Source organism: Microbacterium oleivorans (assembly GCF_001691565.1).
GTDB classification, from domain to species: Bacteria; Actinomycetota; Actinomycetes; order Actinomycetales; family Microbacteriaceae; genus Microbacterium; species Microbacterium oleivorans_B.
On the sequence record NZ_MAYO01000003.1, the window covers coordinates 1,688,369 to 1,715,035 of the forward strand.

The following is a 26,667-nucleotide window of genomic DNA, read 5'->3' on the forward strand; positions in this document are numbered from 1 at the left end:
GGAGGGTCGGTCCCGCGCCAGTAGGCTCGGGACCATGAGTTGGCTCGTCACCGGAGGCGCCGGGTACATCGGCGCGCACATCGTCCGCGCTCTCGCTGAGGCGGGTCTCGACCCCGTCGTCCTCGATGACATCTCGAGCGGGGATGCCTCGTTCGTGCCCGAGGGGGTGCCCTTCGTCCAGGGAACGATCCTCGACCAGGAGCTCGTCGCGAACACCCTGCGCGAACACCGCGCCGAGGGTGTCATCCACGTCGCGGGCTTCAAGTACGCGGGCGTCTCGGTCCAGCGTCCCCTCCACACCTATGAGCAGAACGTCGAGGGAACCCGCGTCGTCCTCGCAGCGATGGCGGATGCCGGTGTCTCGAACCTCGTGTTCTCGTCCAGCGCCGCCGTGTACGGCACCCCGGATGTGCCCCTCGTCACCGAGGACCTGCCCAAGCGCCCCGCATCGCCGTACGGCGAGTCCAAGCTCATCGGCGAATGGCTGATCGCAGCTCAGGGCGTCGCGACCGCGGCATCCGATGCGCCCCTGCGTCACACCTCGCTCCGGTACTTCAACGTCGTGGGCTCCGGCGACCCGTCCGTCTACGACATGAGCCCGCACAACCTGTTCCCGATCGTCTTCGAGATGCTGATCGAGGGCAGGACGCCGCGCATCAACGGTGACGACTACAACACCCCCGACGGCACGAATGTCCGCGATTACGTTCACGTCGCCGATGTCGCCGCCGCGCACGTCGTCGCCGCGCAGCGCCTGCGCGCGGGCGAGCCCGTCGAACCGGCGTACAACCTGGGATCGCAGAACGGCCTGTCCGTCCGCGAGATCATGGATGCCGTCGCCCGCGTCACGGGCATCGAGTTCACGCCCGCGGTCGGCCCGCGCCGGGCCGGCGACCCCGATCGGATCGTCGCGACCGGCGAATTGGCCGCACGCGACCTCGACTGGAAGATGCGCTACACCCTCGACGAGATGGTGAAGAGCGGCTGGGAGGCTCGCCGCAACGCCGGGTGACGCCCCCCCGCCTCGTTCCGACCCCACCCCCCTGCGCTCCGCGCGGGCAGGGTGGGGTCGTTCGTTTCAGGCGAGTTCGCGGCGTCAGCCCGAGGCGCGCGCGATGAGCGCCGTCGGGACGACGGTCCGGGTCGCGGGGGCGCCGTCGAGGGTCGCGGCGAGGGCGGCGACGGCCGCTTCGCCGAGGGCATCGAAGTCCTGCCGGACGGTGGTCAGCGGCGGGCGGTAGTCCGCGGCGTCCGCGACGTCGTCGAACCCGATGACGGCGACGTCGTCGCGGCCCGCCTCGGCGAGGGCGCGCAACACTCCGAGCGCCATCTGGTCGTTCGCGGCGAACACGGCGTCCACGGCGGGGTCCGCGGCGAGGACCTGTCCTGCCGCGTGCCCGGATGCCGCGCCCCAATCCCCGCGCAGCGGCTCCAGCGTCGTCGCGCCGTCGTGCGCCGCGCGCCACCCGCGCTCGCGCTCCGCCGCCGCGAACGAGCCTGCGGGACCGGCGACGTGCGCGACGGTGCGACGCCCGGCATCCCGCAGCCGACGGGTGGCTGTTTCGGCGCCACCCGCGTGATCGGACTGGACCGTCGCGAAGGCGCTGCCCGGCGAGTCGATGGCGACGAGGGCGAGACCCGCGGGCGGCGTGACGCCTGCGGCGATCGCGGTCGCCTCGTTGAGCACGATGGCGCCGTCCACACCGAGGTCGTGCAGCCGGTCGAACGCCGCGGCGATGTCGGCCCGCGCCGTGAGGGCGACGAGCGTGACGGCGAGATCGCGCTGAGCGGCCGCGGAGGCAACCGCCTCCAGCATCCGCGAGTTGCCCACGGTCGCGAGGGTCGCCACGATCACGCCGATCGTGCCGGAGCGCCCGGTACGCAGGGCGCGGGCGGCGCGGTGCGGCCGGTAGCCGAGGACGGCCATCGCCGACTCGACACGGGCCCGGGTCTCCGGATCGACGCGCGGACTTCCGTTGACGACGCGCGACACGGTCTGACCCGAGACACCCGCAACCGCGGCCACGTCGGCCATCGAGACGCGTCGCTGCACGGCATCCTCCCTCCCCCGGATCTCGGCCCGCGAATGCGTACTCAACTCCGGAGAATCGCGCGATGTTGACGATAACATAGCGGTTCGGTTACCGTGTTGACGTGAACACACCGGAGAACGGCACGCCCGCGCCTGCCGAGACGAACCACCTCGGCGCCGGCGTCGTCAAGCGCAGTACCCGCCTGGCCGACGGCCGGGAACTCATCTACTTCGACGACCCCGGGACGACCCTCGGCGCCGACCGCGCGGTCGACACGCGCGACCTGGGCGGTCGGCCCGAGACCGCCACCATGCGCCAGGACGTCCTGACGGGCGACTGGGTCTCGATCGCCGCGAACAGACAGAACCGCGCCTTCCTGCCGCCCGCCGAACTCGACCCGCTCGCGCCGCAGACGGCGACGAACCCGTCCGAGATCCCCTCGGTCTACGACGTCGCCGTCTTCGAGAACAAATCGCCGTCGTTCGGCCCCGCCCTCGCCGAGGCCACGGCCGACGTCCCCGCCGCGATCGACCCGCCCCGCGGACTCGACGACCTCGCGCACCTCGGCCTCGGCCGCACGCGCACGAGCGTCGGCCGCACCGAGGTCGTCTGCTTCTCGCCCGAGCGCACCGGCTCGTTCGGCACGCAGACCGTCACGCGCGCACGCACGGTCATCGAGGCGTGGGCCGACCGGACCGCGGCGCTGTCCGCCCTCCCCGGCATCGAGCAGGTGTTCCCGTTCGAGAACCGCGGCGAGGCCATCGGGGTGACGCTGCAGCATCCTCACGGCCAGATCTACGCCTACCCGTACGTCACCCCGAGGACGACCCGCCTGCTCGACTCGATCGATCGGACCGCCCCCGATCTGTTCCAGCGCATCCTCGAGTTCGAGCAGGCCGGCCCGCGCGTCCTCCTGCGCGGCGAGCACTTCACCGCGTTCGTGCCGTTCGCCGCGCGGTGGCCGCTCGAGATCCACATGCTCCCCCACCGCCACGTCGCCGACTTCGCGGGGCTCTCCGACGCCGAGAAGGACGAGCTCGCCCCGATGTACCTGCGACTACTACGCGGTGTCGACGCGCTGTACGAGTCCGAGACCCCCTACATCGCCGCCTGGCACCAGGCCCCCGTCCACGTCGGCCGCGACAGCGTGCGCCTCAGCCTGCAGCTGACGAGCCCGCGCCGCGCCGCCGACAAGCTCAAGTTCCTCGCCGGATCCGAGGCCGCCATGGGCGCCTGGATCGGCGACGTCCCCCCGGAGGACGCCGCCGCGCGTCTTCGCACCGCCATCGAAGGAGTCACGCTGTGACCGCTGCCGCCGAGGCCCAGGGCCTCTTCGCCACTCTCACCGGTTCGTCGCCGGCCGGCCTCTGGTCGGCGCCCGGTCGCGTCAACCTGATCGGCGAGCACACCGACTACAACGACGGCTTCGTCTTCCCGTTCGCGACGCCGCACCGCACGCACGTCGCGCTCGGCCGCCGGACGGACGGTCGCATCCGCGTCGCGTCGACCTTCGACACCGAGCCGGTCGAGGTCGCCCTCGCCGACCTCGACGACCTCTTCCCCGAGCGCCGCGACGAGATCGTCGAGTGGGCCCGCTACCCGCTCGGTGTCGCCTGGGCGCTGCTGCAGGCGACGGGGACGGATGCGGCATCCGTCACCGGTGTCGACCTCGCGTTCGCCTCGGACGTCCCCGTCGGCGCAGGGCTGTCGTCGTCGGCGGCCATCGAAGGCGCGACCGGTTCGGCGCTGAACGACGTGTGGGGGCTCGGCCTCGACCGCGTCGCGCTCGCGCAGGCCGGCCGCCGAGCCGAGAACGAGGCCGTCGGGGCCCCGACCGGGATCATGGACCAGATGGCGTCGATGCTCGGTGCGACGGATGCCGGGACCTTCCTCGACTGCCGGAGCCTCGAGGCCCAGGTGGTCGAACTCGGCTTCGACGCGGCGGGCCTCGAGCTCATGGTGATCGACACCCGCGTCGCCCACGCCCACTCGACCGGCGGGTACGGCGAGCGCCGTGCGGCCTGCGAGCGCGGCGCCGAGGCGATGGACGTCCCCGCGCTCCGCGACGTGAGCGTGGATCAGCTCCCCCGCGTCGAGGAGCTCGTCGACGAGCAGACCTACCGCCGCGTGCGCCACGTCGTCACCGAGAACCAGCGCGTGCTCGACACCGTCCGCACCCTCCGCGAGAAGGGCCCGCGCGCGATCGGCGAGCTGCTCTACGCCTCGCACGCCTCGATGCGCGACGACTTCGAGATCTCGGTACCCGAGCTCGACCTCGCCGTCGAGACGGCGCGCGCGAACGGTGCGATCGGCGCCCGTATGACCGGCGGCGGCTTCGGCGGCTCGGCGATCGCCCTCATCGAACGCGACGCCGTTCCCGCGGTGCGCGAGGCGATGCTCGCGGCGTTCGCGGCAGCGGGCCACACCGAGCCGCACGTGTTCACGGTCCGTCCCTCCGCGGGCGCCCGCCGGGACGGCTGACGGACCCCGGGTCGTTACGGCTGGGTAAAGCCGTGCGATCCACCGGTGCGCCGGCGGCGGGTGGAGGGCAGGATGGGTCCATGCCCTTCGAGACCTCCCCTGCCCCCGGCGCGCCTCTTCTGCAGGTCCGCGACCTCGCCGTCGAGTTCCAGACGATCGACGGACCCGTGCGGGCGGTCGAGGGCGTCGACCTCGACCTTGCCGCGGGTGAGACGGTAGCGATCGTCGGTGAGTCCGGCTCGGGCAAGTCCACGACGGCGATGGCCGTCATCGGACTCCTCGCCGGGAACGGCCGCGTCGCACAGGGCAGCATCCGCCTCGACGGGCAGGAGCTCGTCGGCGCGTCCGAGTCGACGATGCGCGGCGTCCGCGGTGCGCAGATCGGACTCGTCCCGCAGGACCCGATGTCGAACCTCAACCCGACCTCGAAGATCGGCACGCAGGTCGCCGAGACGCTGCTCGCCCACGGTCTCGCGACGAAGAAGGACGTCGATCGCAAGGTCGTCGAGACCCTCGCCGCCGCAGGCCTGCCGAACGCCGAGGACCGAGCGAAGCAGTACCCGCACGAGTTCTCGGGCGGCATGCGCCAGCGCGCGCTCATCGCGATCGGTCTCGCCTGCAACCCGCGCCTGCTCATCGCCGACGAGCCCACGAGCGCGCTCGACGTCACCGTGCAGAAGACGATCCTCGACCAGCTCGGCCGCATGACGACCGAGCTCGGCACGTCCGTCCTCCTCATCACGCACGACCTGGGACTGGCCGCCGAGCGCGCCGCTCGCGTCGTCGTCATGCACCGCGGCCGCATCGTCGAGCAGGGCCCCGCGCGGCAGATCCTCGAGGACCCGCAGCATCCCTACACGCAGTCCCTCGTGCAGGCGGCGCCCTCGGTCGCCGTCGCGCGGTTGCGTCCAGAGGCCTTCACCGCGCCGACTCCGGATGCCGCGCCGAAGCCCGTCGACAACATCGTCGAGGTCGAAGGGCTCACCAAGCTCTACAACGTCCGTGGGCGGAAGGAGGACTTCGCCGCCGTCAAGGACGTCTCGTTCTCGATTCCGCGCGGCGAGACCGTCGCGATCGTGGGCGAGTCCGGCTCCGGCAAGACGACGACGGCGCGGATGCTGCTGAAGGTCGTGGACCCCACGGAGGGTGTCATCCGCTACGACGGCTCCGACGTGGCATCCCTCAAGGGACGACAGCTGCGCGAGTTCCGTCAGAAGGTGCAGCCGATCTTCCAGGACCCGTACTCGTCGCTGAACCCCATGTTCACGATCGAGCGGATCGTCCAGGAGCCCCTCGACTTCTACAACCGCGGGTCGGCGAAGGACCGCGCGGCGCGGGTGCGGAAGCTCCTCGACGACGTCGCCCTGCCCGAGTCGGCGCTGCGCAGGTACCCGTCGGAGCTCTCGGGCGGCCAGCGTCAGCGCGTCGCGATCGCGCGCGCCCTGGCCCTGTCGCCGGAGCTCATCGTCTGCGACGAGCCGGTCTCGGCGCTCGACGTGCTCGTGCAGGACCAGATCCTGACGCTCCTGCGGGACCTGCAGACCGAGTACGGCCTCAGCTACCTCTTCATCTCGCACGACCTCGCCGTCGTGCGGCTGATCAGCGACTACGTCTGCGTCATGAAGGACGGCGCACTGGTCGAGGCAGCCTCCAGCGAAGAGATCTTCACCAACCCGCGCGACCCGTACACGCGGAACCTGCTGTCCTCGATCCCCGGCAACGAGCTCGACATCGCCGTCTGACCCGCGGGTCCCGCGCCGATACGCCCCTACGCGCGTTCCGTATTCAGTCTCGCGACGATCGGCGAGGACGTTTTCGCACGTCATCTCGAGCCCTTCGTCCCCTCTCCGCGCCGCAGACACTGAATACGGAACACCGGCACACCCGCCCACTCGCGATCCCCGAGCAGCGAAGCGCGGTACCAGCGGTGTCAGCCGCGCTCCTGCAGAAGGTCAGCGCCCGCGGGTGCGCGGGTCCATGGCCTCGCGCAGCGCCTCACCGAACAGCGTGAAGCCGAGCGCCGTGATGGCGATGCAGATGCCGGGGAGGAACGCCAACCACGGCGCGATGGCGAGCTCCGCCTGCGCGTAGGTGAGCATGCGCCCCCACTCCGCGGTCTCGGGGCGTCCGCCGCCGAGTCCGAGGAACGACAGCGCGGCCGCGTCGATGACGGCCGTCGCGAGCGACAGGGTGCCCTGCACGATGACCGGTCCGACCGCGTTGGGCAGGACGTGGGTCATGGTGATGCGGCCGCGACCGAGGCCGAGGGTCTGCGCCGAGAGGACGTAGTCGGCCGAGCGCTGCTGCAGCATCGAGGCGCGCAGCAGGCGCGCGAAGATCGGCACCTGCGCGACACCGATGGCGATCATGACCGAGTTCTGGTTCTGGCCGAGGATCGCGGCGATCGAGACCGCCAGCAGCAGGCTCGGCACCGACAGCAGGATGTCGACGAGGCGCATGATGACGTTGTCGACCCAGCCGCCGAACGTGCCGGCGACGAGGCCCAGCAGCATCCCGCCGATGAGGCCGTAGGCCGTCGACACGACGCCGATGAGAAGGGATGCCTGTGCCCCCCAGATGAGCTTCGACACCACGTCTCCGCCGAAGCGGTCGAGACCGAGCGGGAACGCGGCGATCTCGCCGGGGCCCGGGATGTAGGTCGGGGTGATTTCGCGCGCTCCCGGCAGCGCCGTCTCGGGATAGGGCGCGAGCAGGGGTGCGAGGAGGGCGACCACCACGAAGAGCAGCACGATGGCGAGCCCGACCCACGCGGTGGGGCTGCGGCGGAGCCTGCGGAAGACGTCGTGCCAGAAGCCGCCGCGCGGGGCCCCGCCGGTGCCCGCGGTGAGGACGGCGACGGTCGAGTCGTCGGCGGCGCTGCCGCCTGCGGCGGGGGGAAGGACGGTGCTCATGAGACCCTCACTCTCGGGTCGATCAGGCTGTACGAGACGTCGACGAGCAGGTTGATGAGCGCGTAGACGATCGCGATGAAGATGATGAATCCCTGCAGGACCGCGAAGTCGCGGTTGAAGATCGCTCCCGAGAGGAACGATCCGATGCCGGGGAACGCGAAGACCGTCTCCGTGAGGATCGCGCCCGACAGCAGCAGGCCTGCCTGCAGGCCGATCGTCGTGATGACCGGGAGCATGGCGTTGCGGAGGATGAAACGGTTCCGCAGGAGTGCGCCGGGGACGCCCTTCGCCTTGCCGGTGCGGACGTAGTCGGCGTTCTGCACTTCGAGGACGGATGCCCGCGTGATGCGCACGATGATCGCGAGGGGGATCGTGCCGAGGGCGATCGCCGGCAGGATCAGGTGCAGGATCGCGTCCCACGCGGCGTCGAACTCACCGGTGATGAGCCCGTCGAGCACGTAGAAGTTCGTGTAGTGGGTCGCTTCGATGCGAGGGTCCTGGCGGCCGTCCGACGGGAGCCACCCGAGCTGGACCGCGAACACGTACTTCAGGATGAAGGCCAGGAAGAACACCGGCACGACGATGCCGAGGAGGCTGAAGACGACGGCGGTGCTGTCGGCGGCCTTGCCGTGGCGCCGAGCGGCCCAGTAGCCGAGGGGGACACCGACGCCGACGGCGATGATGAGCGCCGCGACCGAAAGCTCGATCGTTGCCGGGAACCGGCGGAGGAATTCGTCGAGCACGGGCTGGCTGGTGCGCAGCGACGTACCGAAGTCGCCCGAGAGCAGCCGCCCGATCCAGGTGAAGTACTGCTCGATAAGAGGACGGTTGAAGCCGTAGAGCTCGTTGATCCGAGCAACGGCTTCGGGAGTGGCCTTCTCACCCAGGAGAGCCTGGGCGGGACCGCCGGGGAGGGTTCGGACCCACCAGAAGAGCAGGATGCTCAGGCCGAGGAGGGTGGGGATCAGCAGCAGGAGCCTATTGCCGATGGTTCGCAGCACGGGTGTCGCTTTCGTGGAGGTCGGTGCGGGGCGGGAGGTCTTCCCGCCCCGCACCGGTCAGGCGGCTGGGGCCGCCTCGATCGGCTTACTTCGTGAGGACGATCTGGTTGAACACCTCATCGTTCACGGGGCTCGCCGGGTAGCTCTCGACCCGGGAGTCGAAGGCCAGCGTGGGAGCCGGGTGCGCCAGCGGGACGCCGGGGATGAACTTCGCGACCTCCTCGTTGATGTCCGAGTAGAGCTTCGTCTGCTCGTCGAGGTCCGCGATCCCGCGGGCGTCGGTGAGGTCCTGGAAGAGCTCGGGGTTGTCGAAGCCCCACTCCGCCGACTTCTGACCGAAGAAGACACCGAGGAAGTTGTCGGTGTCGTTGTAGTCACCGGTCCAGCCCAGCAGGTGGATGCCGTGATCCGTGCCGCCCGTGATGAGGTCGAGGTACTCGCCCCACTCGTTCGACTTCGGCGTGGCCTCGACTCCGACGTCCTTCAGCTGCGAGGACAGCACCGTGAAGATCTGCTCGGGGTCCGGCATGTAGGGACGCGAGACGTTGACCGGGTAGTTGAAGGTCAGCTTCAGGGGGTTGGCCTCGGTGTAACCGGCCTCGGCGAGGAGCGACTTGGCCTTCTCCGGGTCGTAGTCGTACGTCGTGACGTCGGCGTTCCAGCCGTTGACGCTCGGCGGCATGAACTGGGTCGCCTTCTCGGTGCCCTCGGGGAGGACCTGGGAGATGAGGGCGTCCTTGTCGACGGCGTACGAGAGCGCTTCACGGACCTTCGGGTCCTGCAGTTCCTTGACCGCCTGGTTGAAGGCGAGGTACAGGATCGTGAAGGGCGGGCGCGACACCATGGTGAAGCCGGCGTCCTTGAGCGCGCCGGTGTCGGCGGGGCCGACGAGGTCGTACCCGTCGATCGAGCCGGACTCGAGCGCCTGGCGACGCGCGGTGGGGTCGTCGATGGTGCGGAAGATGATCTTGTCGATCTGACCCTTGTCGCCCCAGTAGTCGGCGTACGAGCTCAGGGTGACCTGCTCGCCGCGGGACCACTCGTCGAACTTGTAGGGGCCGGTGCCGACGGGGTGCCCGGTCGCGTACTCGCTGAGGGTCGGAGCCTCGGCGGTGCCGCCGACCTCATCGGCCTTGTACTCCTCGAGCGCCTTCGGCGACTGCATCCCGAAGGCGGGGAGCGACAGCGCGGCGACGAAGCCGGCGAACGGCTTCTTGAGGGCGATGGTGACGGACGAGTCGCCGTCGGGCGTGCACGAGTCGTACACGGCGGTGTCGGGGCTCGACGCGTAGCCCTTGAAGAGCTTGTTGTAGTAGTAGCCGAGCGCCTCGCTGGCGGCCAGCCCCTCCCAGTTGTACCAACGGTCGAAGTTGACGCAGACGGCCTCGGCGTTGAACGGAGTGCCGTCGTGGAACGTGACGTCCTTCTTGAGGGCGAACGTGTAGCTCAGCCCGTCATCCGACGGCTCCCACGACTCGGCGAGGAGCGGCGCAGGGTCGGCCGTGCCGGGCTTGGTGCCCACGAGGCCCTCGAAGATCTGACGCGAGACGCGGAACGTCTCGCCGTCCTGGGCGAAGGCCGGGTCGAGGCTGGCGGGGTCGGACGAGGCCGCGAAGACGAACGTGCCGTCGACGTCCGCGGGTCCTTCCGCGTTGTCGTCGCCGCCTCGCTGACTGGCGCACGCGCTGAGCGCGAGCGCACCGATGACGAGGGCCGCGGCGCCCGCGACCACCCGCTTCCGGGAAATGGGGAGCATTGCTGTGCACCTTCCGATGGGGCTCGTCGGCGGCGCGCCGGGAGGCGGCGCTGCCGAAGGGATGCGGCTGACGCTACCGTCCACACTGCCGGTAAGCGGTTACAGCTGTATCTCGATCGTGTTTCTTCCTGCGGGCTACCGTAGTCGGATGGCCCGTTCCCGCGCCCCCCTCGACCCGCCTGTCGCCAGACTGTCCGACGGGAGGCAGGCGCGCATCATCCCGGGCCGGTTCGCCGGCGGCTGGGAGCTGGTCGTCGAGACCACACCGCAGTCGCACGTCGATCTCGACGATCCGTCGCACCTCCACTTCGAGTACGTCGCCCGCATGGGGGCCGTCATCGACCAGATGGGGATGCCGGGGGAACCCCTCACCGCGGTGCATCTCGGCGCGGGCGCCATGACCCTCCCCCGGTACGTCGAGCACACCCGACCGGGGTCGCGGCAGCAGGTCATCGAACTCGAGCAGGCGCTCGTCGACCTCGTGCGGGAGCACCTGCCGCTCCCCCGCACGGGTCAGCTGCGCGTACGCATCGGCGACGCCCGCGACGTCGCGGCACGCCTCCCTCCGGGCATCGTCGGCAAGGTGGACCTCGTGGTCTCGGACGTGTTCGCCGGCGCGCAGACGCCCGCCCACATCACGAGCGCGGAGTACTACAGGATCCTCGCGGGGCTCCTCGCACCGACCGGCATCCTGCTCGTCAACATCGCCGACGGCAGCGGGCTCGCCTTCGCTCGTCGGCAGGTCGCGACGGTCCGCTCCGTCCTCGAGCACGTGGTCGTCCTCGCCGAGGTGCGTACGCTCAAGAGCGGTCGCTTCGGGAACATCGTCATCGCGGCCTCGCCGTCGGAGTTGCCGATGGAATGGCTGCCGCGTCTGATGGCGGCCGGTCCCCACCCCGCGAAGGTCGCGCACGGCGCGGAGCTGGAGGCATTCGCGCGCGATGCGCGGATCATGACGGATGCCGATTCCACCCCGTCTCCGGCACCTGCGGCATCCGTCTTCGACCGCTGAGGCCACGACGCGCGGCGCGCCCTCAGCGCATTCCGGGCGAGCCGCGGCGACACTGGAGGCACACGTTGCAGGGTCGGAAGGAACAGCTGTGGGCTTCATCAAGGGATACGACCCGGAGACTCTCCGAGAGATCGTCGACCTCGACGAATGCCAGGCCCGCCTCGTCGAGCTCGGCGAGCAGCGGAGCCTCGCCGCGATGCTCGAGAAGGTGTGGCTGCTGAAGGTCCTCGGACGCCTCGACGACGCGCTCGTCGTCTCGGAGGAGTCCGTGCGCGTCGCCCGCATGGCGGGCACCCGCAAGGATCTGCTTCGCGCCCGGATGCTGCACGCGACCGTGCAGCAGTTCCGCGGCGCCTACGCCGCCGCGATCCACGAGCTGAACACGTGCGTCGAGGAGGCCGAGGGGCAGGGCTGGTCGGCGGTCGCGGCCTTCGGGTGCCAGCACCGGGGCAAGGTCCACTTCGACGCGGGCGACGACGCCGCCGCGCGCGCCGATTTCAAGAAGGCGCTGTTCCTGCGACAGGAGGCGGGGGCGCCCGAGGATCAGCTCGAGTCGACGCTGCTCGCCATCGACGCCGTCGACCGCCGTCGCAACAGCGCGACGGTCGCCGGCTGAGGCCTTCGACCCGAGTGTCGTACCTGGGTTCTATCGTGCTGGCATGAGCGACCTCATCGACGTACGCCGCGAGGCGGAGTCGCTGCTACGGCAGCTGCTCGACGACTCGTGGAGCTTCGCATTCGACAACGCCAAGCGCCGCGCCGGTGCGTGCGACTACCTGCGCAAGCGCATCACGCTGTCGCGATACCTGGCCGCGCGCTACGACACCGAGACGAACCGCCAGACGATCCTGCACGAGATCGCCCACGCGATCGCGGGCTCAGCCGCGGGGCACGGTGCAGAGTGGAAGCGCATCGCGCGATCACTCGGATACACCGGCGGCGTCACCCATCGCGGCGAGACGGCGACGGAGCTCGCGCCGTGGGTCGGCGAGTGCCCCGCCGGTCACGTCGCCTACCGCCACCGCGCGGCGACGCGGGCCACCTCGTGCGCGCGGTGCGCGCCGACGTTCGACGAGCGCTACCTGATCACCTGGCGGCGACGCGAGATCACCGCTGCCACCCGACGCGAGGCCCTCACGCCGCGCTGATCGCCTCGTAGGCGCGCCACACGCCGTCACGGAGGACGGGAACCGTCTCGTCCGCGTCATGGACCGCAGCGGCGAGCACCTCGTCGCGGCGGCCGGCGTCGAGGAGCTCTTGGCCCGAGCCGCTCGCCGTGAGGAGGTGGCGGACGGCGGACCGAAGCCCACGGAACGCCTCGGATGCCGCTGCCGCCTCCGGCGACGAGTGGTCGAGGCCTATCGTCTCGAGCGCTGCGAAGACCGCCCCGGCACCGAGGTGGTCCTCGACGGAGAAGCGCAGGACCGCGGCATCCCCCGATCCGTGCAGTTCGCCGGCGGCGACGATGCTCACGCTCGTGCGTGCCGCGCGGCGGTTCTGCTCGGCGAGGACTGCCTGCGCGACCGCGGTCGCATTCCGGAGGCTTCCGAGGAAGACGGTCGCGCCCGTTTCGGCCGCAGCCGACGCGACGGCAGCGCCGTTACGCGACACGGCACGAGCGGCGTCGTCGTGCGGCACCGTCTCACCGGCGGCGACGCGCGCCGAGACCGTCGACGAGAACCGCAGCACGTCGACGACGACGATCACGTCCGCGGGCGCGAGCCGGGTCAGCCCGTCCCGCCCCCAGTCGAAGCGCAGCTGGTAGCGGGACTGATCGAACGGGCTCGCGGTCATCCCTCCAGCGTACGAGCGTCGACGACCGGCTTCAGCGAGATGACGAGGCCGAGGACGTTCCGTGCGGTCCGCTGGAGTTCGCCGCGCGTGATCCCGTCCTCCCGGGCGAGCGAGTCGAGGATCGTCGTGTCGGCCTGCGCCTGGGGCGCGGCATCCCGTTTCACACCGCCGGGCATGAGGACGTCGACCTGGGCACGGACGCGGTAGGCGTTGTCCTCGAGGGCGGGGAAGTCGGGATCGACGGCGTTCTCGATCCACCAGTCGGTGATGACGGCGCCCTCGTAGCCCCACTCCTCGCGGAGGATGACCGTGGCGAGGTCGTAGTGATAGTGCGCCCACACGCCGTTGATCTGGTTGTACGACGTCATGATCGTGCGGGGCGCCGCCTCGCGGACGCAGATCTCGAACCCGCGGAGGTAGATCTCGCGGAGAGCCCGTTCCGAGACGCGCGAGTCGTTCCGCGTGCGGTTGGTCTCCTGGTTGTTCGCAGCGAAGTGCTTGGGGCAGGCCGACAGGCCCGTGCTCTGCACCCCGCGCACGACCGCTGCGGCGATCCGCCCCGTCACGACCGGGTCCTCGCTGAAGTACTCGAAGTTCCGCCCGCACAGCGGGTCGCGGTGGATGTTCATGCCCGGGCTCAGCAGGACGTCGGACCCCTTCCGCAGCATCTCCTCGCCGTGGAGCGCGGCGAGCTCCTCGATCAGGGCGGTGTTCCAGGTCGAGGCGAGCGCCGTCCCCGAGGGAAGCAGCGACGCGTACGCCGAGAGACGGATGCCGCTGGGTCCGTCCGTCGTCGTGACGGGCGACACGCCCTTCGCGCGGAGCGACTCCGAGACCCCGCCGAGTACGCCGGCGTTGCCGGCGGCGCCCAGCGGGCTGTCCATCGTCACGTCGCCGCGGGCGAGGAGCGAGAGCTCCTCGTCGGTGAGCTGAGCGACGAAGTCGTCGAGGGATGCCGCGCCGCGAGCGACGTCGGCGAGGTCGATGCCCCGGTCGCCGGTCTGCGGGATCTCCACCGGCAGGGAACCGAGGACGCGTTCGGCGCGGAGGACGGTGCGGGTGGGAACGGTCTCATGCGAAACGAGGGCGGAACCGTCGTCCGCGCGGGCCACGGTGAGGCGCTCGAACGCGCGCACCGGGGCTGCGACCTCGGTCGCGGTGCGGACGACGCGCGTCTCGGGCACCTCGAACGCGGCGACGCGCGAGGCCGATCGGACGTCGGTCCCGACGTACACGGGGTATGCGCCCGCCTCCAGGACCCAGGCGCTCCGGGCACCCGTCGCGCCGCCGTCGTCGTACGACGCGAGCTCGTCGAGGCGGACCTCCAGCCGGATGGTCTCGCTCTCACCGGGGGTGAGCAGACCGGTCTTGGCGAACGTCGCGAGGTGGCGGGCGGGCTTGCCGAGGGCACCGTGGGGCGCCCCAGTGTAGACCTGCACGACCTCTTTGCCGGGGCGCGCGCCGGTGTTGGTCACGACGACCTCGAGTCGGACCGTCTCGGCATCCGTCGTCGCCGCGGTCGCGAGATCGAACGTGGTGTACGAGAGTCCGTGCCCGAAGGGGAACAGCACCCGGTCGGGAGCGAAGGTCTCGAAGTAGCGGTAGCCGACGAAGACGTCCTCGGCGTACACGTTGACGTGGAGGTCACCGAAGTTGGGTGCGCTCGGATAGTCCTCGTAGCTGCGCGCGATCGTGTCGGTGAGCTTGCCGCTGGGGCCCGACTCTCCTGCCAGGACGCCGGCGACGGCGCGGGCGCCCTCCATTCCGCCCTGCCACGCGAACAGCACGGCGCCGATCCTGTCGCCGTAGTCGACGACCCAGGAGAGGTCCATGACGTTGCCTGCGTCGACCACGACGACCGTGTGGGCGAAGTGTGAGGTCACGGAGTCGAGCAGCGTCCGTTCTTCGGCTGTGAGGTAGTAGCTGCCGGGCTCGAGGATGCTGTCGCGCGCTTCACCCGCGGCGCGACCGATCGCGACGACGGCGGTGTCCGCACGGGATGCCGCGGCTGCGACGTCGGCGTCGGCGATCGCCATCTCGGGGAAGTGATGCGGCCACTCGCCCCACGTGGCGGCGAAGGCGGGGCGGTTCGCGGCGGACCACGTGGAGTAATGCGCCGCCAGCTCGTCGTCGACGCGGACGCCCGCGTCGCGCAGGCCCGCGAGCAGGTTCCAGATGTAGGGCACCTTGACGTCGCCGCCCGAGCCGTAGCCGACGGCGAACCAGTCGATCTGCACGCGCCCGAAGACCGCGACCGGACGCTCGCCCAGCGGGAGCGTGCCGTCGTTCGTGAGAAGGACGACTCCTTCGGCAGCCGCCGCCCGCGCCGCTTCGGCGAGCACCGGGTCGAGGGTGGGATCGGTGTCGAGCAGCATCGAGGAGATCTGCGCGACCGACTCGACGGGGGCCAGGGTGTGCGAGCGGTCGCCGGATTCGATGGCGGGTTCGAGAGGCATAGCGGTCTTTCCGAGGGGTCGACGATGACGCCGAGAGGATGGGAGCGCTCCCAACGTATCGAGTGCCGCCGAGGAATGCGAGAGTGGTCCGATGCGGATCCTCCTGAAGCTCGAACTCGACTGCACCGCGGATGCCGCCTGGCGAGCCCTCCACTCGCCTCGCGCGGTCACCGAGCTCTACGGTCCACTGCTCACCATGTCGCCGATGGCCGGCGAACTCCCGACGTCGTTCGAACCGGGAACCGATGTGCCGGTCGAAATCCGCGCTCTCGGCGTCATCCCCGCCGGCCAGCAGCTCATCCACGCGAGCGACCGTGTCACGGAGGACGCGAACGGTCCGGTGCGGATCTTCCGAGACAGCGGCATCCCGCTCACCGGCGCACTGGCGACCCTCGATGTCTGGGACCACCAGATGGCGGTGAGCCCCCTGCCGGGCGACCCGACGAAGACGCTGTGGCGCGACCGTCTGACGATCGGTGGACCCGCTGCCCTGCCGCTGTGGCCCGTGCTGTGGGCGGCGTGGCAGTACCGGGGGCTCCGCCTGCGCGCGCTGGCACCCACGTGGTCGTACGACCCGCCCGCCGCCGAGACCGACTGATGAACGGAGGCCGCCCCGCCACGTCCGTCGAGGGCGTGGCGGGGCGGCGCCGCGTCACTCCGACAGCGCCTCGACGGGAGCCGTGCGCGTCGCGATCCGCGTCGGAGCGACCGCTGCCGTCAGGGTGAGCGCCGCGGTCGCGACGATCACGATCGCGACCGGGAGCAACGGGATCGCGGGGGCGACGAAGGTCGGCGACATCCACAGCGGCGGCATGGCGACGGATCCGAGCAGTGACTGCGCCGCGACCCAGCCGTACAGGACGCCGAGGGTCAGGCCGAACAGCAGTGCCGTGACGGTGACGTGCGCCGCCTCGATGAGGACCATCCGGCGGATCTGCGCGGAGGTCAACCCCAGGGCGCGCAGGAGACCGAGCTCCCGCTTGCGCTGCACGATGCCGATCGTGAGGAGGTTCACGAGGCCGACGGCGGCGATCACGGCGCTGACGGCGACGAGGCACATCATGACCGTCGAGAACACGTCCATCATCTCGTTGAAGCTCGCGTCGGGCTCACCGCCGGCGGATGCCGCCACGAGGGCCTTGGCCGACTCCGCCGCGACGGCGAACATCACGACGAGCGCAACACCCATGACCACGCCGATCGCCATGCGGCTCGAACGCTCCGGGTAGCGGACCGCGTTCTCCGCGGCCAGGCGCGCGGTCACGGACTTCCCGAACAGTCGTCCGGTGGCCTTCAGAAGCGGCGGCATGACCGATACCGCGCTGATCGACACGGCCGTGAAGGAGAAGAGTCCGCCGAAGAACGCGACGAGCACGCCGGCGGGGCTCAGCAGGCCGAGGAGGAGTCCGCCGACAAGGAGCACGACACCGATCGACCCGAGGACGACGGCGCCCGCCCGGCGTCCCCGCTTCTCGGCGATCTCCTCGCGCGAACGCTCGACCGAGCCGCCCAGCGCCTCGAGTGGCGTGACCGTCAGAACGCGGCGCGACCCCGACCACGCGGCGATCCAGGTCGTGAGTGCGACGGCGACTGCCGGCAGGAGCAGCACGGGCTGCACGGGCGACCAGTCCGAGGTGACCTCGAGGGCGCGGTCGAGCATGGGGACGGCCACGACGACGCCGACCGTCGTCACGACGAGACCGAGGACCGCGCCGATGGCTCCCACGATGAGCCCCTGTGTCGCGACCTCGCTGCGCTGCGAGCGCGCGGTCGCCCCGATGAGGCGCATGAGGGCGATGCGGCGGGTGCGCCCCGCGATGATCGTCGAGAACGTGTTGGCGGTGACGATCGCGGCGACGTAGACCGCGACGGCGAGGAGGATGCCGCTCAGCAGCGCCAGCACGACGATCATCGTGTCGGACGACCCGTAGTCCGGATTGGAGCCGAGAGCGACGCCGAGGTACCCCGTGGCGGAGAGGAGAACGACGCCGAACGCCGTCGAGATGGCCGAGACGAGGATCGTCGCACCCATGCCGCGCTCGCGCAGCCAGGCGAAGCGAGGCGTCCGCGCGGCTTCGGGGACGATGGTGTTCACGGCGGACGGGGCGAGGGCGGTCACGCGGTCACCTCCGTGCTGAGCATGTGAGCGGAGATCTGCTCGGCGGTCTGCCGGGGCTTGTCGGCGACGATCCGACCGTCGCCGAGGAACAGGACGCGGTCGGCGTACGAGGCCGCGACAGGGTCGTGGGTGACCATGGCGATCGACTGGCCGTGCTCGCGGCTGGCGGCGGCGAGGAGCGAGAGCACCTCGCGCCCCGAGCGGGAGTCGAGGTTGCCGGTGGGCTCGTCGGCGAAGACGAGGTCGGGCGCGGTCGCAAGGGCGCGGGCGATCGCGACGCGCTGCTGCTGGCCGCCCGAGAGCTGGTGCGGGCGGTGCCGCAGCCGGGGCCCGAGACCCAGCGTCTCGACGAGACCGTCGATACGGGTCCTCTCCTGAGACGTGGGACGACGTCCGTCGAGGTCGAAGGGCAGCGTGATGTTGCCGATCGCGTCGAGGGTGGGAACCAGGTTGAAGGACTGGAAGACGAAGCCGACCCGGCGGCGGCGCAGGATGGTGAGCTCGACGTCTGACAGGCCGGTGATCTCGGTGTCGCCGATCCAGACGGAGCCGGAGGCGGGGGCGTCGAGGCCGGCCATGATGTGCATGAGCGTCGACTTGCCCGATCCCGACGGGCCCATGATGGCGGTGAACTCGCCACGACGGATGCCGACGGTGACGTCGTCGAGCGCGCGGACGGCGTTCTCGCCGCCGCCATAGGTCTTCGTGAGGTTCTGGACGCGGGCGGCGAGGCCCATCTCGGTGGTCGTGATCTGCATGTCTCCGACGCTACGGAGCACCCCCGGGGCGCCGCGTCGGTCGCTCGTCTCGACCGACTACATCGCGAGGATGATCCCGTGTGCGCCGATCAGGCGAGACCGTGCTCGAAGGCGAAGACGACCAGCTGGACGCGGTCGCGGAGCGAGAGCTTCGCGAGGATCCGGGAGACGTGCGTCTTCACCGTCGCCTCCGAGAGGAACTCGCGCGCCGCGATCTCGGCGTTCGAGAGCCCGCGGGCCGCGAGCGCGAAGATCTCGCGCTCGCGGTCGGTGAGCTCACCGAATGCCGGCGGGACGGCGCGGACGGGCTCGTTCAGCTGCGCGAACAGCTCCCGCGTCGCAGCAGCGGCGATGACCGACGACCCGGCGTGGACCGTCCGGATGGCGGCGAGCAGGAATTCGGGATCGGCGTCCTTCAACAGGAATCCGCTGGCGCCGCGCTGGATCGCGCGGGCGGCGGCCTCGTCGAGGTCGAAGGTCGTCAGCATGACCACCTTGGGCGGATCGGCGTCGACCAGCAGAGCCTCGGTCGCGGCCAGCCCGTCCATCACCGGCATCCGGATGTCCATGAGGACGACGTCGGGTCGCGTCTGGCGGACGACCTCGATCGCCTGTGCGCCGTCGGAGGCCTCGCCGACGACCTCGAGGTCCGGTTGAGAGGCGACGACCATCCGGATGCCGGCGCGGAACAAAGCCTGGTCGTCGACGAGGACGACGCGGATGACGCTCACCGAGCGCTCCTCTCGAGGGGGTCGGGTTTCTCGGACGCGGCGCCGGTCGGCAGCGACGCTTCGACGGTGAAGACGCCCCCGGCGGCCGCGGCATCCAACCGACCGCCGATCAGCTGCGCGCGCTCACGCATGCCGATCAGGCCGTGGCCGCCGGTGCGGCGCTCCGTTCCTTCGGGGATCGGAGCGATGTCGTTGCGGACCCGCAGGTCGACACGGTCCGGGTGCCACGCCAGCGTGACGTCGACACCCGTTCGGGCGCCGTGTCGGAGGGCGTTCGTGAGGGCTTCCTGCAGGATGCGGTACACCGAGAGCTGCACGGATGCCGCGACCTCGCCGCGCGGGGCCGGATCGACGTCCACGCGCAGCTCGACACCCGCCGCGCGCACCTGCGCGTACAGCTGCTCGAGATCGGCGAGGGTCGGTTGGGGGCCCTCGGCCTGCGAGTGGCGCAGCTGGGTGAGGAGCAGGCGCACGTCCGACAGGGCCGACCGCGCAGTGGACGAGATGGTGCCGAGCGCCGCGGCCTGCGCGGCGGGATCGGATGCCGCGGCGTACCGCGCACCGTCGGACTGGGCGATGATGACGGCGAGGGAGTGCGCGACGATGTCGTGCATGTCACGGGCGATGCGGGTGCGCTCCTGCTCGGCGACCGTCTGCTCCTCGGCGCGTGACTGCGCGGCGCGGTTCGCGCGGGCGCGCATCGCGGTGCGGACGAGGGCGCCGGCGGTCCACGAGAGACCGAGTGCGAACAGTGCCGCCAGCAGGACGAAGATCAGCGTCGGGACGTCGGAGAGCGACCCGCTGCCGAGGAACGCCCATCGGAAGAGGTAGATCGTGATCGTGCCCGAGCCGACGACGACCGACGCGAGACCGAGCCAGAACACCAACCTCGTGCCGTAGGCGGCAGTCGCGAAGAGCACCGCGAAGATCGCCATGTCGGCGAACCCGGGTCCGCGTCCGAGTCCCATCTGCACGATCGCGCCACCCCAGGCGACGGCGAGCGCGAGCCCCGGCGAGAACCGGCGGAGTCCGAGCGCGGCGGAGAGGAGCAGGACGACCGGGATCGCTCCCCATCCGCCGATGTCGTAGGACGAACTGGTCGACGTTCCCAGCTCGTACGGCAGGGACACCAGCGCGAACAGCACCGCGACGGACGCGTCGACGGCGACCTGGTACGGGCGGAGCGAGCGGAACACCCTTGAACGCTACGCGGTCACGGCAGGGCGGGACATCCGTCTCGGGATGTATCCGCGCTCACCGGGCGGGCAGGTAGACCCGCAGCCCGTCGGGGACCGCCCGGACCCGCAGCCGGAAGCCGTCCTGGCCCACGTCCTCGAGTTCGCCGTCGTGGACCCAGATGTCAGGAGCACTGCCGGCGCGGACGTCGATCTCGAAGTCGTCGTCGAGGATGCGTTCGATGTCGGACGCCGGGGGCATCACGCGGAGCGCCCGGAGGACGGTGACCGTCTTCCGGCCGAAGGCGAGCGAGGCGATGGCCCGAGCCCGCGTGCCGCGCGCATGGTGCACGCGGATGTCGATGGTCGGATCGCCGAGGGTCGCCCGCTGCATCGTGGCGATGCGGCCGGGATCGTTGCGGCCGACGCCGGCGAACACCGACCAGACCGAGGCGCGCCTGCCGCCCCGGGCGATCTCGACGGCGTGCGCGTCGTGCATCTCCCGCCACGCGGCGACGGCGCCGCCCCACCACTTGCCGAGGCTCGTGCGGCGCTCGCGCTCGGCCAGGAACTCGGGATAGGCGCCGAGCGAGACGGCGTTGAGCACCGTGATGGGCTCCGCCCCGTTCACCGACGCCTCGGCGACCGCCACGGACCGGATGTCCGCCGCCGCGTAGGCGTCGAGTCCGGCGTCGACATCGGGGATGCCCGCCGACCGTGCGAAGTGGTTGAACGTGCCGTTGGGCAGGACGAGCAGGGTGAGGTCGTGCCGCCGGGCCAGGTGCGCCGCGCGCGAGACCGACCCGTCGCCGCCGAGGATCGCCAGCACGGTGGGCGGGTTCTCCCCGGTCATCGCGTCCGCCACGACGTCGTCGAGGGTCTCATCCCCGGCGAGCTCGTGGACGGTGGCCCCCGGCATCCGCCGACGCACGTCGGGAACCCGGTCGGGCCGTCCCAGCGAGGCGCCGGATCGACTGTTGGCGACGACGAGGACCTCGCGGCCGATGGGGGTGTCGCTCATGCCTCCACGGTAGGCAGGCCGAGCGGGGCGCGCCGCCTCTTGACAGCGCGCCTCGTGCTCTGCGGTCAGGCGGGCGAGATCGGGCGGTGCTCGAAGAAGGTCTGCAGCACGACCGTGGTCCGGGTATTGACCGATGCAGCGGACCGGATGTCGCGGATCAGCCGCTCGAGGTCTCGCGGGGTGGCGACGCGGACGAACAGCATGTAGGCCGCGTCGCCCGCGATCGAGTGACAGGCCTCGATTTCGTCGAGGTGCGCGATGAGTTCGGGGGCGTTGTCGGGCTGACCGGGGTCGAGCGGCGTGATCTCGACGAAAGCCGCGAGCGGCTTGCCGGCGACCTCGGGATCGATGACGGCGCGGTAGCCCGCGATCAGCCCCCTCGCCTCGAGCCGACGCACGCGCGCCTGCGTCGCGGATACGGACAGACCCGCAACGGCCGACAGCTCTGCGAGCGTCGCCCGGGCGTTGCTCGACAGCGCGGCGATGATCGCGGAATCGGCGGGGTCGGTCTCGTCTGCGGGCACGCTCCGACGGTACCGCAGACAGGTTGCACACGAGATCCTTACGGCCTTACGCTGAAATCACCGGAAATCTTCCCGCACTATCGCGAGGAGACCGTGAGGAACCGATAGGAGGTCCGCCATGAGCACCGTCACCACATCGACGATCATCGGAATGCCCGAGGTCGTCGAAGACGCCCGCCGGGCCGAGACTTCCGCCGCCTGGGTGATGCTGCGGGATGCCGCGACCGCCCTGCAGGATCTGCAGATCGCCGACGGCTCGGTGCCCGACACTGCCGACCGCGACGCGGCCCGCGAGCACGTCGAGGCGATCACCGCCGGCATCCGCGCCCTCTCCCCCGCCTTCCCGCACGACACCGCCTACCTCGAGGCGAGCATCGCCGATTTCGACCGCTGGGTGTCGGAGGGCTTCGGCGTCCCGGACTTCCTCGACTCGCTCATGTCGTTCCAGCCGCAGGAGAACCGCGTCGACGGGCTCCGCCACCTCGTCGTGTTCCCGATGTACACGCAGAACGGAACTCGCGACCGCAAGGTCGAGGCCGTCCTCGTCGAGACGATCTGGCCGGAGTTCATCGCCGAGCTCGAGCAGACGTACACGAACCGCCTGTTCGTCTCGTTCCGCCTGCTCGACTTCACGCCCGGGTACGACACGAACTCCGCCGTCCTCTTCCCCGAGACGGTCGCCATGCGCGAGGTGCCGACCTTCACGTGGGGCGCGATCTTCCAGGACCGCGAGGCCGCTCGCTACCGCCGCGTCGTGCGCGCGGCATCCGAGATCACCCGCCTCGAGCTGCCGGAGGCCGCCGCCCGTCTGCTGGGCGATCAGCGTCTGGCCGAGAAGACCTTCGTCATGTGGGACCTCATCCACGACCGGACGCACATGCGCGGCGACCTGCCGTTCGACCCGTTCATGATCAAGCAGCGGATGCCGTTCTTCCTGTACTCGCTCGAAGAGCTGCGTTGCGACCTCACCGCGTTCCGGGAGTGCGTCGCGATCGAGAAGGAACTCTCGGCGAAGGCGTCGCTGACGGATGCCGAGGGCGAGATGCTCGAGCACGCCGGACTCGTCCAGTACGCCGTGATCTTCGACCGCATCTTCCGCTTCGCCATCACCGGAACCCGCGTCCGCAACTACGACGGTCTGGGCGGTCAGCTGCTGTTCGCCTGGCTGCACCAGCGCGGCGTGCTGCACTGGACCGACACGTCGCTCGCGTTCGAGTGGGACCGCGTCGCCGACGCCGTCATCGCGCTCAGCGACGCGATCGACCGGCTCTACTGGGAGTCGATCGATCGACCCAAGGTCGCGCACTGGCTCGCAGCGTACGACCTCGTCCGCCGGACCGTGACGCCGCACCCGGCCTCGCAGTGGGCCCGGGGGCTGTCCGACGACATTCTCGGCGGACCTCCGAAGGGGTACACCGACGCCGTGCTGGACGACGAGTTCCCGCTGTCGATGTTCTTCGAGGCGCTCGAGAAGAAGATGCGCCCCGTCATCGCCGGCGTCGCCGGCATCCGCGCTTCCGACGCCTGAGGCGTTCGGAATCCACTTCGGCGCCCGGGCTCTGGGGGACTCGGGCGCCGAAGCCGTCTCGGCCCACGCCGTCAGTCGCCCGCGACACCTCCCGCCGCTTCCCGGGACGACGAGGGGATGCCGGGTGCGGCGTCCGGGACCGCGGCATCCGCTTCGGCCGTCTGGGGTGCCTCCCGATACTCGTCAGAAAGCGTTCGATACGACCGCGTCAGGAATGCGGCGAGCGCTGCAGCGACCATGATCAGTCCACCGACGAGGAAGATCAGCGCGATCCCGCGCATCTCACCCTCGCCGAGCAGCCACGACCACGTCCGCTCGCCGTCGTCGGTACGGAGGTACGGGATGATCCAGAACTCCGCGATCGGGGCGATCGCGAACGAGGTGATCGGACCGGTGGAGACCTCGAGCGCGGTGGCCGCCCCGAAGACCCGGCCCTGACGTTCGAAGGGGACGACCTTCTGGATGACCGTCTGCTCCGCCGACTCGATCACGGGGACGAGTGTCATGTACGCCCAGATCCCGACGGCGTAGAGCCACCACCACTCCCGCAGCGTGAAGACGGCGCCCAGCAGGCCCATGACCGCGACTGCGAGCAGCAGGGTCCGGATGGGGTTCCTGCCGAGACCCTTCGCCGCGACGATGCCGCCGCCGATGAGGAAGCCGGTGGCGGTGATGGCGAGGACGACGCCCCACATCTTCACGTCGAACAGTTCCAGACCGTAGGGATCCATCAACGCCATGTAGAGGCCGCCGATGAGGTTGTTGAAGGTCGAGAAGAGAATGAGTGCGAACAGGCCCGGCACTGCCCGGATGGCCGCCGCGGCCCCGCGGATGTCGAGGATCTTCGACCCGGGATCGGGCGTCGGCGCATCCTCGCGGATCCGCACGAACAGCAGGTGGACGAGTGGTACGGCGGTGAAGGCGATCGCGACCCCGAGGGTCCAGCCCATGCCGACGAGTCCGATCGCGAGGCCCGAGAGCGCGCTCGTCACGATGAAGGCGATGCCCTGCACCGTGCCGACGAGACCGTTGGCGTTCGCGTGGCGCTCGGTCGGCACGAGGAGGGTGACCGTCGTCGACAGGGCGATGTTGCGAAGGTTCTCGACGACGGCGCCGGTCAGGATGATGCCGGAGAACAGCCAGAACCACGGGCCGCCGAGGTCGAGGATGGCGGACTCCGGCTGCGAGACGTAGATCGCGCCGGCCGCGAGGAAAGCCGCAAGCGTGAAGACCCCGGAGAACACCATGACGGCGTGCTTGCGGAACCGGTCGACCAGCGTGCCGAAGACCATGCCGAAGATCGCCAGCAGCAGCATGTAGGCGCCGCCGATGATGCCCGTGGCGAGAACGGATTTCGTCTCGAGGTACACCCAGAAGGTGAGGGCGAACCACAGGAAGCTCGTCGTGACGTTCGCGACGGCGGTGTTCACCAGGACGTGCAGGAACGTGCGCATCCCGCCCGGAGGAACGGTGCGCGACGGCCGTGTCGCTTCGCTCATGCGGCGAGGGTATCGCCGGGCTCCGACACGGGAAAGGGGGACCGCGCGCAACCTAGGCTTAGGGGGTGACGACGCTCCACGACCCGACGATCCGTTCCTTCGCCAGCGACAACTACTCCGGGGTCCACCCCGAGGTGCTCGCGGCCATCGCCGCCGCCAACGACGGCCACCAGATCGCCTACGGCGAAGACGTGTACACCGCACGCCTGCAGGAGGTCTTCGCGCGCCACTTCGGCGACGACGCGCAGGCGCTCCCCGTCTTCAACGGCACCGGGGCGAACGTCACCGGCCTCCAGTCGATGCTCCCGCGCTGGGGCGCCGTGGTCGCGGCATCCACCGCCCACATCAACGTCGACGAGGGCGGCGCTCCCGAGAAGGTCGCGGGCATCAAGATCCTGAACGTGCCGACCGACGACGGGAAGCTGACGCCGGAGCTCGTCGACATGGAGGCCTGGGGCTGGGGCGACGAGCACCGCGCGCAGCCGCTCGTCGTCTCGATCACGCAGTCCACCGAGCTCGGCACCCTGTACACGCCCGACGAGATCCGCGCCCTCGCAGACCACGCGCACTCCCGCGGCATGCGCCTGCACCTCGACGGCGCGCGCCTCTCGAACGCCGCCGCGGCCCTCGACCTGCCGATCCGGTCGTTCACGAAGGATGCCGGCGTCGACCTCGTCAGCGCGGGCGGCACGAAGAACGGCGCACTCGCGGCCGAGGCGATCGTCGTGCTCGACCCCGCGGCATCCCAGGGCCTGCCCTACCTGCGCAAGCTGAACATGCAGCTCTCGTCCAAGATGCGTTTCGTGTCGGCGCAGCTGGTCGCCCTGTACGAAGGCGACCTCTACCTGCGCAACGCCCGCCACGCCAACGCCATGGCGGCACGACTGCGTACGGCCGTCGAGGCGGGGCTGGCGGACGGCTCCATCTCGGGCGTGCGCTTCAGTCAGCCGACGCAGGCGAACGGCGTGTTCGCGGTCCTTCCCGACGGCGTCGCTGAGAAGCTCCGCGAGTCGTTCCGCTTCTACGACTGGGACGCTTCGAAGAACGAGGTGCGCTGGATGTGCTCCTTCGACACCACCGAATCCGACGTCGACGCGTTCGTCGAAGCCCTGTCACGCCTCACGCGCAGCTGACGCGGCGGAACGGGTCAGCGCAGGGCGCCGACGGAGGCGAGGGCCTGCCGCACGAGAGTCGAGCGGCCGCCCTCCATCTCGGCCGCGAGGGCGTCGGACGAGGCCTCTTCGGGCGACATCCACGTGACCTCGAGGGCGTCCTGACGCGGCTCGCAGGTGCCTGTGACGGGAACGACGAACGCGAGCGAGACGGCGTGCTGCCGGTCGTCGTGGTAGGCGCTCACACCGGGGATCGGGAAGTACTCCGCGACCGTGAACGGAGCCGGCTGCGGCGGCAGCAGCGGGAACGCCATCGGCCCCAAGTCGTTCTCGAGGTGCCGGAACAGCGCATCGCGGACCGTCTCGCCGTACCGCACACGCCCCGACACGATCGTGCGGGAGATCTCGCCCATCGGCGTCGCTCGCAGCAGGATGCCGACCTCGGTCACGGCGCCCATGCCGTCGAGACGCACGGGCACGGCCTCGACGTACAGCATCGGCAGGCGGCGTCGCGCCTCGGCGAGCTCGACGTCGCTCAGCCACGCGGGGTTGCCCGCGGACCCCGGACGGCCCATCGACGACCCCAGCCCGCGGAGCGGATCACGCGAGGCGCCCTCGTCGCCCTGCTCGTTCGGGTCGGGGTCGGGAGTGCGGACGGCCATGCCTCATGTATACCCGAGCGGATGCCGGGGCGCCCCGCCCGTGCGACCTCGTCCGTTTCCCTCGCCCGTGTCGGGGGGCTGGGGCAGGATGGA

General features: G+C 70.6%; 24 protein-coding genes. 10 read left to right on the plus strand and 14 right to left on the minus strand.

Annotation, left to right across the window (positions count from 1 at the left end; all coding sequences use genetic code 11):
* Window positions 1-34 precede the first annotated feature (34 nt).
* On the plus strand, window positions 35-1,012 hold the full coding sequence (gene galE / locus BBA86_RS10950) for a UDP-glucose 4-epimerase GalE (protein WP_065571595.1): 978 nt from the start codon (window positions 35-37) through the stop codon (window positions 1,010-1,012).
* Window positions 1,013-1,096: 84 nt separating this feature from the next.
* On the opposite strand, the gene BBA86_RS10955 is transcribed toward galE, so the two are convergent.
* Window positions 1,097-2,035, minus strand: a complete 939-nt coding sequence (locus BBA86_RS10955) for a LacI family DNA-binding transcriptional regulator (protein ID WP_065572269.1) — start codon at window positions 2,033-2,035, stop codon at window positions 1,097-1,099.
* Window positions 2,036-2,154: 119 nt separating this feature from the next.
* Here BBA86_RS10955 and galT point away from each other — a divergent pair, with 119 nt between their 5' ends.
* The 3 genes from galT (at window position 2,155) to BBA86_RS10970 (ending at window position 6,256) form a co-directional block, all read left to right on the plus strand.
* A complete protein-coding gene (gene galT, locus BBA86_RS10960) occupies window positions 2,155-3,339 on the plus strand; it encodes a galactose-1-phosphate uridylyltransferase (protein WP_065571596.1) in 1,185 nt (394 codons plus the stop codon).
* A complete protein-coding gene (gene galK / locus BBA86_RS10965; RefSeq protein WP_065571597.1) occupies window positions 3,336-4,514 on the plus strand; it encodes a galactokinase in 1,179 nt (392 codons plus the stop codon). Before galT ends, galK begins: the two co-directional genes overlap by 4 nt.
* An 80-nt stretch (window positions 4,515-4,594) precedes the next feature.
* The gene (locus BBA86_RS10970) at window positions 4,595-6,256 is read left to right on the plus strand and encodes an ABC transporter ATP-binding protein (RefSeq protein WP_065571598.1); all 1,662 of its coding nucleotides are present in this window, start codon (window positions 4,595-4,597) and stop codon (window positions 6,254-6,256) included.
* 210 nt (window positions 6,257-6,466) lie between these two features.
* Here BBA86_RS10970 and BBA86_RS10975 read toward each other — a convergent pair whose 3' ends face one another.
* From BBA86_RS10975 to BBA86_RS10985, 3 genes are all read right to left on the minus strand, one after another.
* Window positions 6,467-7,426 carry an ABC transporter permease gene (locus BBA86_RS10975; RefSeq protein WP_065571599.1) on the minus strand — a complete coding sequence of 320 codons (960 nt, stop codon included), beginning with the start codon at window positions 7,424-7,426 and terminating at the stop codon, window positions 6,467-6,469.
* Complete coding sequence (locus BBA86_RS10980; RefSeq protein WP_065571600.1) at window positions 7,423-8,427, minus strand: ABC transporter permease; 1,005 nt, start codon at window positions 8,425-8,427, stop codon at window positions 7,423-7,425. The genes BBA86_RS10975 and BBA86_RS10980 overlap by 4 nt, the downstream gene beginning before the upstream one ends.
* An 85-nt stretch (window positions 8,428-8,512) precedes the next feature.
* A complete protein-coding gene (locus BBA86_RS10985; protein ID WP_065571601.1) occupies window positions 8,513-10,183 on the minus strand; it encodes an ABC transporter substrate-binding protein in 1,671 nt (556 codons plus the stop codon).
* A 148-nt stretch (window positions 10,184-10,331) separates the two neighbouring features.
* On the opposite strand from BBA86_RS10985, the gene BBA86_RS10990 reads away from it, so the two are divergent.
* From BBA86_RS10990 to BBA86_RS11000, 3 genes are all read left to right on the plus strand, one after another.
* A complete protein-coding gene (locus BBA86_RS10990; protein ID WP_065571602.1) occupies window positions 10,332-11,195 on the plus strand; it encodes a spermidine synthase in 864 nt (287 codons plus the stop codon).
* Between the two features lie 88 nt (window positions 11,196-11,283).
* Entirely contained in the window at window positions 11,284-11,811 is a 528-nt protein-coding gene (locus BBA86_RS10995; RefSeq protein ID WP_065571603.1) for a hypothetical protein, read from the plus strand.
* 43 nt (window positions 11,812-11,854) lie between these two features.
* Window positions 11,855-12,343, plus strand: a complete 489-nt coding sequence (locus BBA86_RS11000) for a SprT-like domain-containing protein (RefSeq protein WP_065571604.1) — start codon at window positions 11,855-11,857, stop codon at window positions 12,341-12,343.
* Here the strand turns inward: BBA86_RS11000 and BBA86_RS11005 are convergent.
* Both BBA86_RS11005 and BBA86_RS11010 read right to left on the minus strand, forming a co-directional pair.
* On the minus strand, window positions 12,330-12,989 hold the full coding sequence (locus tag BBA86_RS11005) for a 2-phosphosulfolactate phosphatase (protein WP_065571605.1): 660 nt from the start codon (window positions 12,987-12,989) through the stop codon (window positions 12,330-12,332). The genes BBA86_RS11000 and BBA86_RS11005 overlap by 14 nt on opposite strands.
* On the minus strand, window positions 12,986-15,445 hold the full coding sequence (locus BBA86_RS11010; RefSeq protein WP_065571606.1) for a glycoside hydrolase family 3 C-terminal domain-containing protein: 2,460 nt from the start codon (window positions 15,443-15,445) through the stop codon (window positions 12,986-12,988). The genes BBA86_RS11005 and BBA86_RS11010 overlap by 4 nt, the downstream gene beginning before the upstream one ends.
* Before the next feature lie 91 nt (window positions 15,446-15,536).
* Between BBA86_RS11010 and BBA86_RS11015 the strand changes: the two genes are divergently transcribed.
* A complete protein-coding gene (locus BBA86_RS11015) occupies window positions 15,537-16,043 on the plus strand; it encodes a hypothetical protein (RefSeq protein ID WP_065571607.1) in 507 nt (168 codons plus the stop codon).
* Window positions 16,044-16,097: 54 nt separating this feature from the next.
* Here the strand turns inward: BBA86_RS11015 and BBA86_RS11020 are convergent, their stop codons facing one another.
* The 6 genes from BBA86_RS11020 to BBA86_RS11045 form a co-directional block, all read right to left on the minus strand.
* Window positions 16,098-17,564 carry an ABC transporter permease gene (locus BBA86_RS11020; RefSeq protein ID WP_065571608.1) on the minus strand — a complete coding sequence of 489 codons (1,467 nt, stop codon included), beginning with the start codon at window positions 17,562-17,564 and terminating at the stop codon, window positions 16,098-16,100.
* Window positions 17,561-18,322: an ABC transporter ATP-binding protein gene (locus BBA86_RS11025; RefSeq protein WP_065571609.1), complete on the minus strand. Its 762-nt coding sequence runs from the start codon at window positions 18,320-18,322 to the stop codon at window positions 17,561-17,563. Before BBA86_RS11025 ends, BBA86_RS11020 begins: the two co-directional genes overlap by 4 nt.
* 89 nt (window positions 18,323-18,411) lie before the next feature.
* Complete coding sequence (locus BBA86_RS11030) at window positions 18,412-19,053, minus strand: response regulator (RefSeq protein WP_065571610.1); 642 nt, start codon at window positions 19,051-19,053, stop codon at window positions 18,412-18,414.
* The gene (locus BBA86_RS11035) at window positions 19,050-20,249 is read right to left on the minus strand and encodes a sensor histidine kinase (RefSeq protein WP_065571611.1); all 1,200 of its coding nucleotides are present in this window, start codon (window positions 20,247-20,249) and stop codon (window positions 19,050-19,052) included. The genes BBA86_RS11030 and BBA86_RS11035 overlap by 4 nt, the downstream gene beginning before the upstream one ends.
* Window positions 20,250-20,307: 58 nt before the next feature.
* Window positions 20,308-21,249: a diacylglycerol/lipid kinase family protein gene (locus tag BBA86_RS11040; RefSeq protein WP_065571612.1), complete on the minus strand. Its 942-nt coding sequence runs from the start codon at window positions 21,247-21,249 to the stop codon at window positions 20,308-20,310.
* A gap of 65 nt (window positions 21,250-21,314) precedes the next feature.
* Window positions 21,315-21,773, minus strand: coding sequence for an Lrp/AsnC family transcriptional regulator (locus BBA86_RS11045; protein WP_083199544.1), 459 nt, complete (start codon window positions 21,771-21,773; stop codon window positions 21,315-21,317).
* Between the two features lie 118 nt (window positions 21,774-21,891).
* Between BBA86_RS11045 and BBA86_RS11050 the strand changes: the two genes are divergently transcribed.
* Window positions 21,892-23,301: a DUF6421 family protein gene (locus tag BBA86_RS11050; protein ID WP_065571613.1), complete on the plus strand. Its 1,410-nt coding sequence runs from the start codon at window positions 21,892-21,894 to the stop codon at window positions 23,299-23,301.
* A 71-nt stretch (window positions 23,302-23,372) separates the two neighbouring features.
* Here the strand turns inward: BBA86_RS11050 and BBA86_RS11055 are convergent, their stop codons facing one another.
* Window positions 23,373-24,800: an MFS transporter gene (locus BBA86_RS11055; protein WP_083199546.1), complete on the minus strand. Its 1,428-nt coding sequence runs from the start codon at window positions 24,798-24,800 to the stop codon at window positions 23,373-23,375.
* A 65-nt stretch (window positions 24,801-24,865) separates the two neighbouring features.
* Here BBA86_RS11055 and BBA86_RS11060 point away from each other — a divergent pair, with 65 nt between their 5' ends.
* On the plus strand, window positions 24,866-25,933 hold the full coding sequence (locus tag BBA86_RS11060; protein WP_065571614.1) for a threonine aldolase family protein: 1,068 nt from the start codon (window positions 24,866-24,868) through the stop codon (window positions 25,931-25,933).
* Between the two features lie 14 nt (window positions 25,934-25,947).
* Here the strand turns inward: BBA86_RS11060 and BBA86_RS11065 are convergent, their stop codons facing one another.
* Entirely contained in the window at window positions 25,948-26,574 is a 627-nt protein-coding gene (locus BBA86_RS11065; protein WP_065571615.1) for an NUDIX hydrolase family protein, read from the minus strand.
* Window positions 26,575-26,667 lie beyond the last annotated feature (93 nt).

Coding starts and splice junctions, on each gene's coding strand:
- galE (WP_065571595.1), top strand. CDS start 35: ATGAGTTGGCTCGTCACCGGAGGCGCCGGGTACATCGGCGCGCACATC.
- BBA86_RS10955 (WP_065572269.1), bottom strand. CDS start 2,035: ATGGCCGACGTGGCCGCGGTTGCGGGTGTCTCGGGTCAGACCGTGTCG.
- BBA86_RS10970 (WP_065571598.1), top strand. CDS start 4,595: ATGCCCTTCGAGACCTCCCCTGCCCCCGGCGCGCCTCTTCTGCAGGTC.
- BBA86_RS10975 (WP_065571599.1), bottom strand. CDS start 7,426: ATGAGCACCGTCCTTCCCCCCGCCGCAGGCGGCAGCGCCGCCGACGAC.
- BBA86_RS10985 (WP_065571601.1), bottom strand. CDS start 10,183: ATGCTCCCCATTTCCCGGAAGCGGGTGGTCGCGGGCGCCGCGGCCCTC.
- BBA86_RS10990 (WP_065571602.1), top strand. CDS start 10,332: ATGGCCCGTTCCCGCGCCCCCCTCGACCCGCCTGTCGCCAGACTGTCC.
- BBA86_RS11000 (WP_065571604.1), top strand. CDS start 11,855: ATGAGCGACCTCATCGACGTACGCCGCGAGGCGGAGTCGCTGCTACGG.
- BBA86_RS11005 (WP_065571605.1), bottom strand. CDS start 12,989: ATGACCGCGAGCCCGTTCGATCAGTCCCGCTACCAGCTGCGCTTCGAC.
- BBA86_RS11010 (WP_065571606.1), bottom strand. CDS start 15,445: ATGCCTCTCGAACCCGCCATCGAATCCGGCGACCGCTCGCACACCCTG.
- BBA86_RS11015 (WP_065571607.1), top strand. CDS start 15,537: ATGCGGATCCTCCTGAAGCTCGAACTCGACTGCACCGCGGATGCCGCC.
- BBA86_RS11025 (WP_065571609.1), bottom strand. CDS start 18,322: ATGCAGATCACGACCACCGAGATGGGCCTCGCCGCCCGCGTCCAGAAC.
- BBA86_RS11040 (WP_065571612.1), bottom strand. CDS start 21,249: ATGAGCGACACCCCCATCGGCCGCGAGGTCCTCGTCGTCGCCAACAGT.
- BBA86_RS11050 (WP_065571613.1), top strand. CDS start 21,892: ATGAGCACCGTCACCACATCGACGATCATCGGAATGCCCGAGGTCGTC.
- BBA86_RS11055 (WP_083199546.1), bottom strand. CDS start 24,800: ATGAGCGAAGCGACACGGCCGTCGCGCACCGTTCCTCCGGGCGGGATG.
- BBA86_RS11065 (WP_065571615.1), bottom strand. CDS start 26,574: ATGGCCGTCCGCACTCCCGACCCCGACCCGAACGAGCAGGGCGACGAG.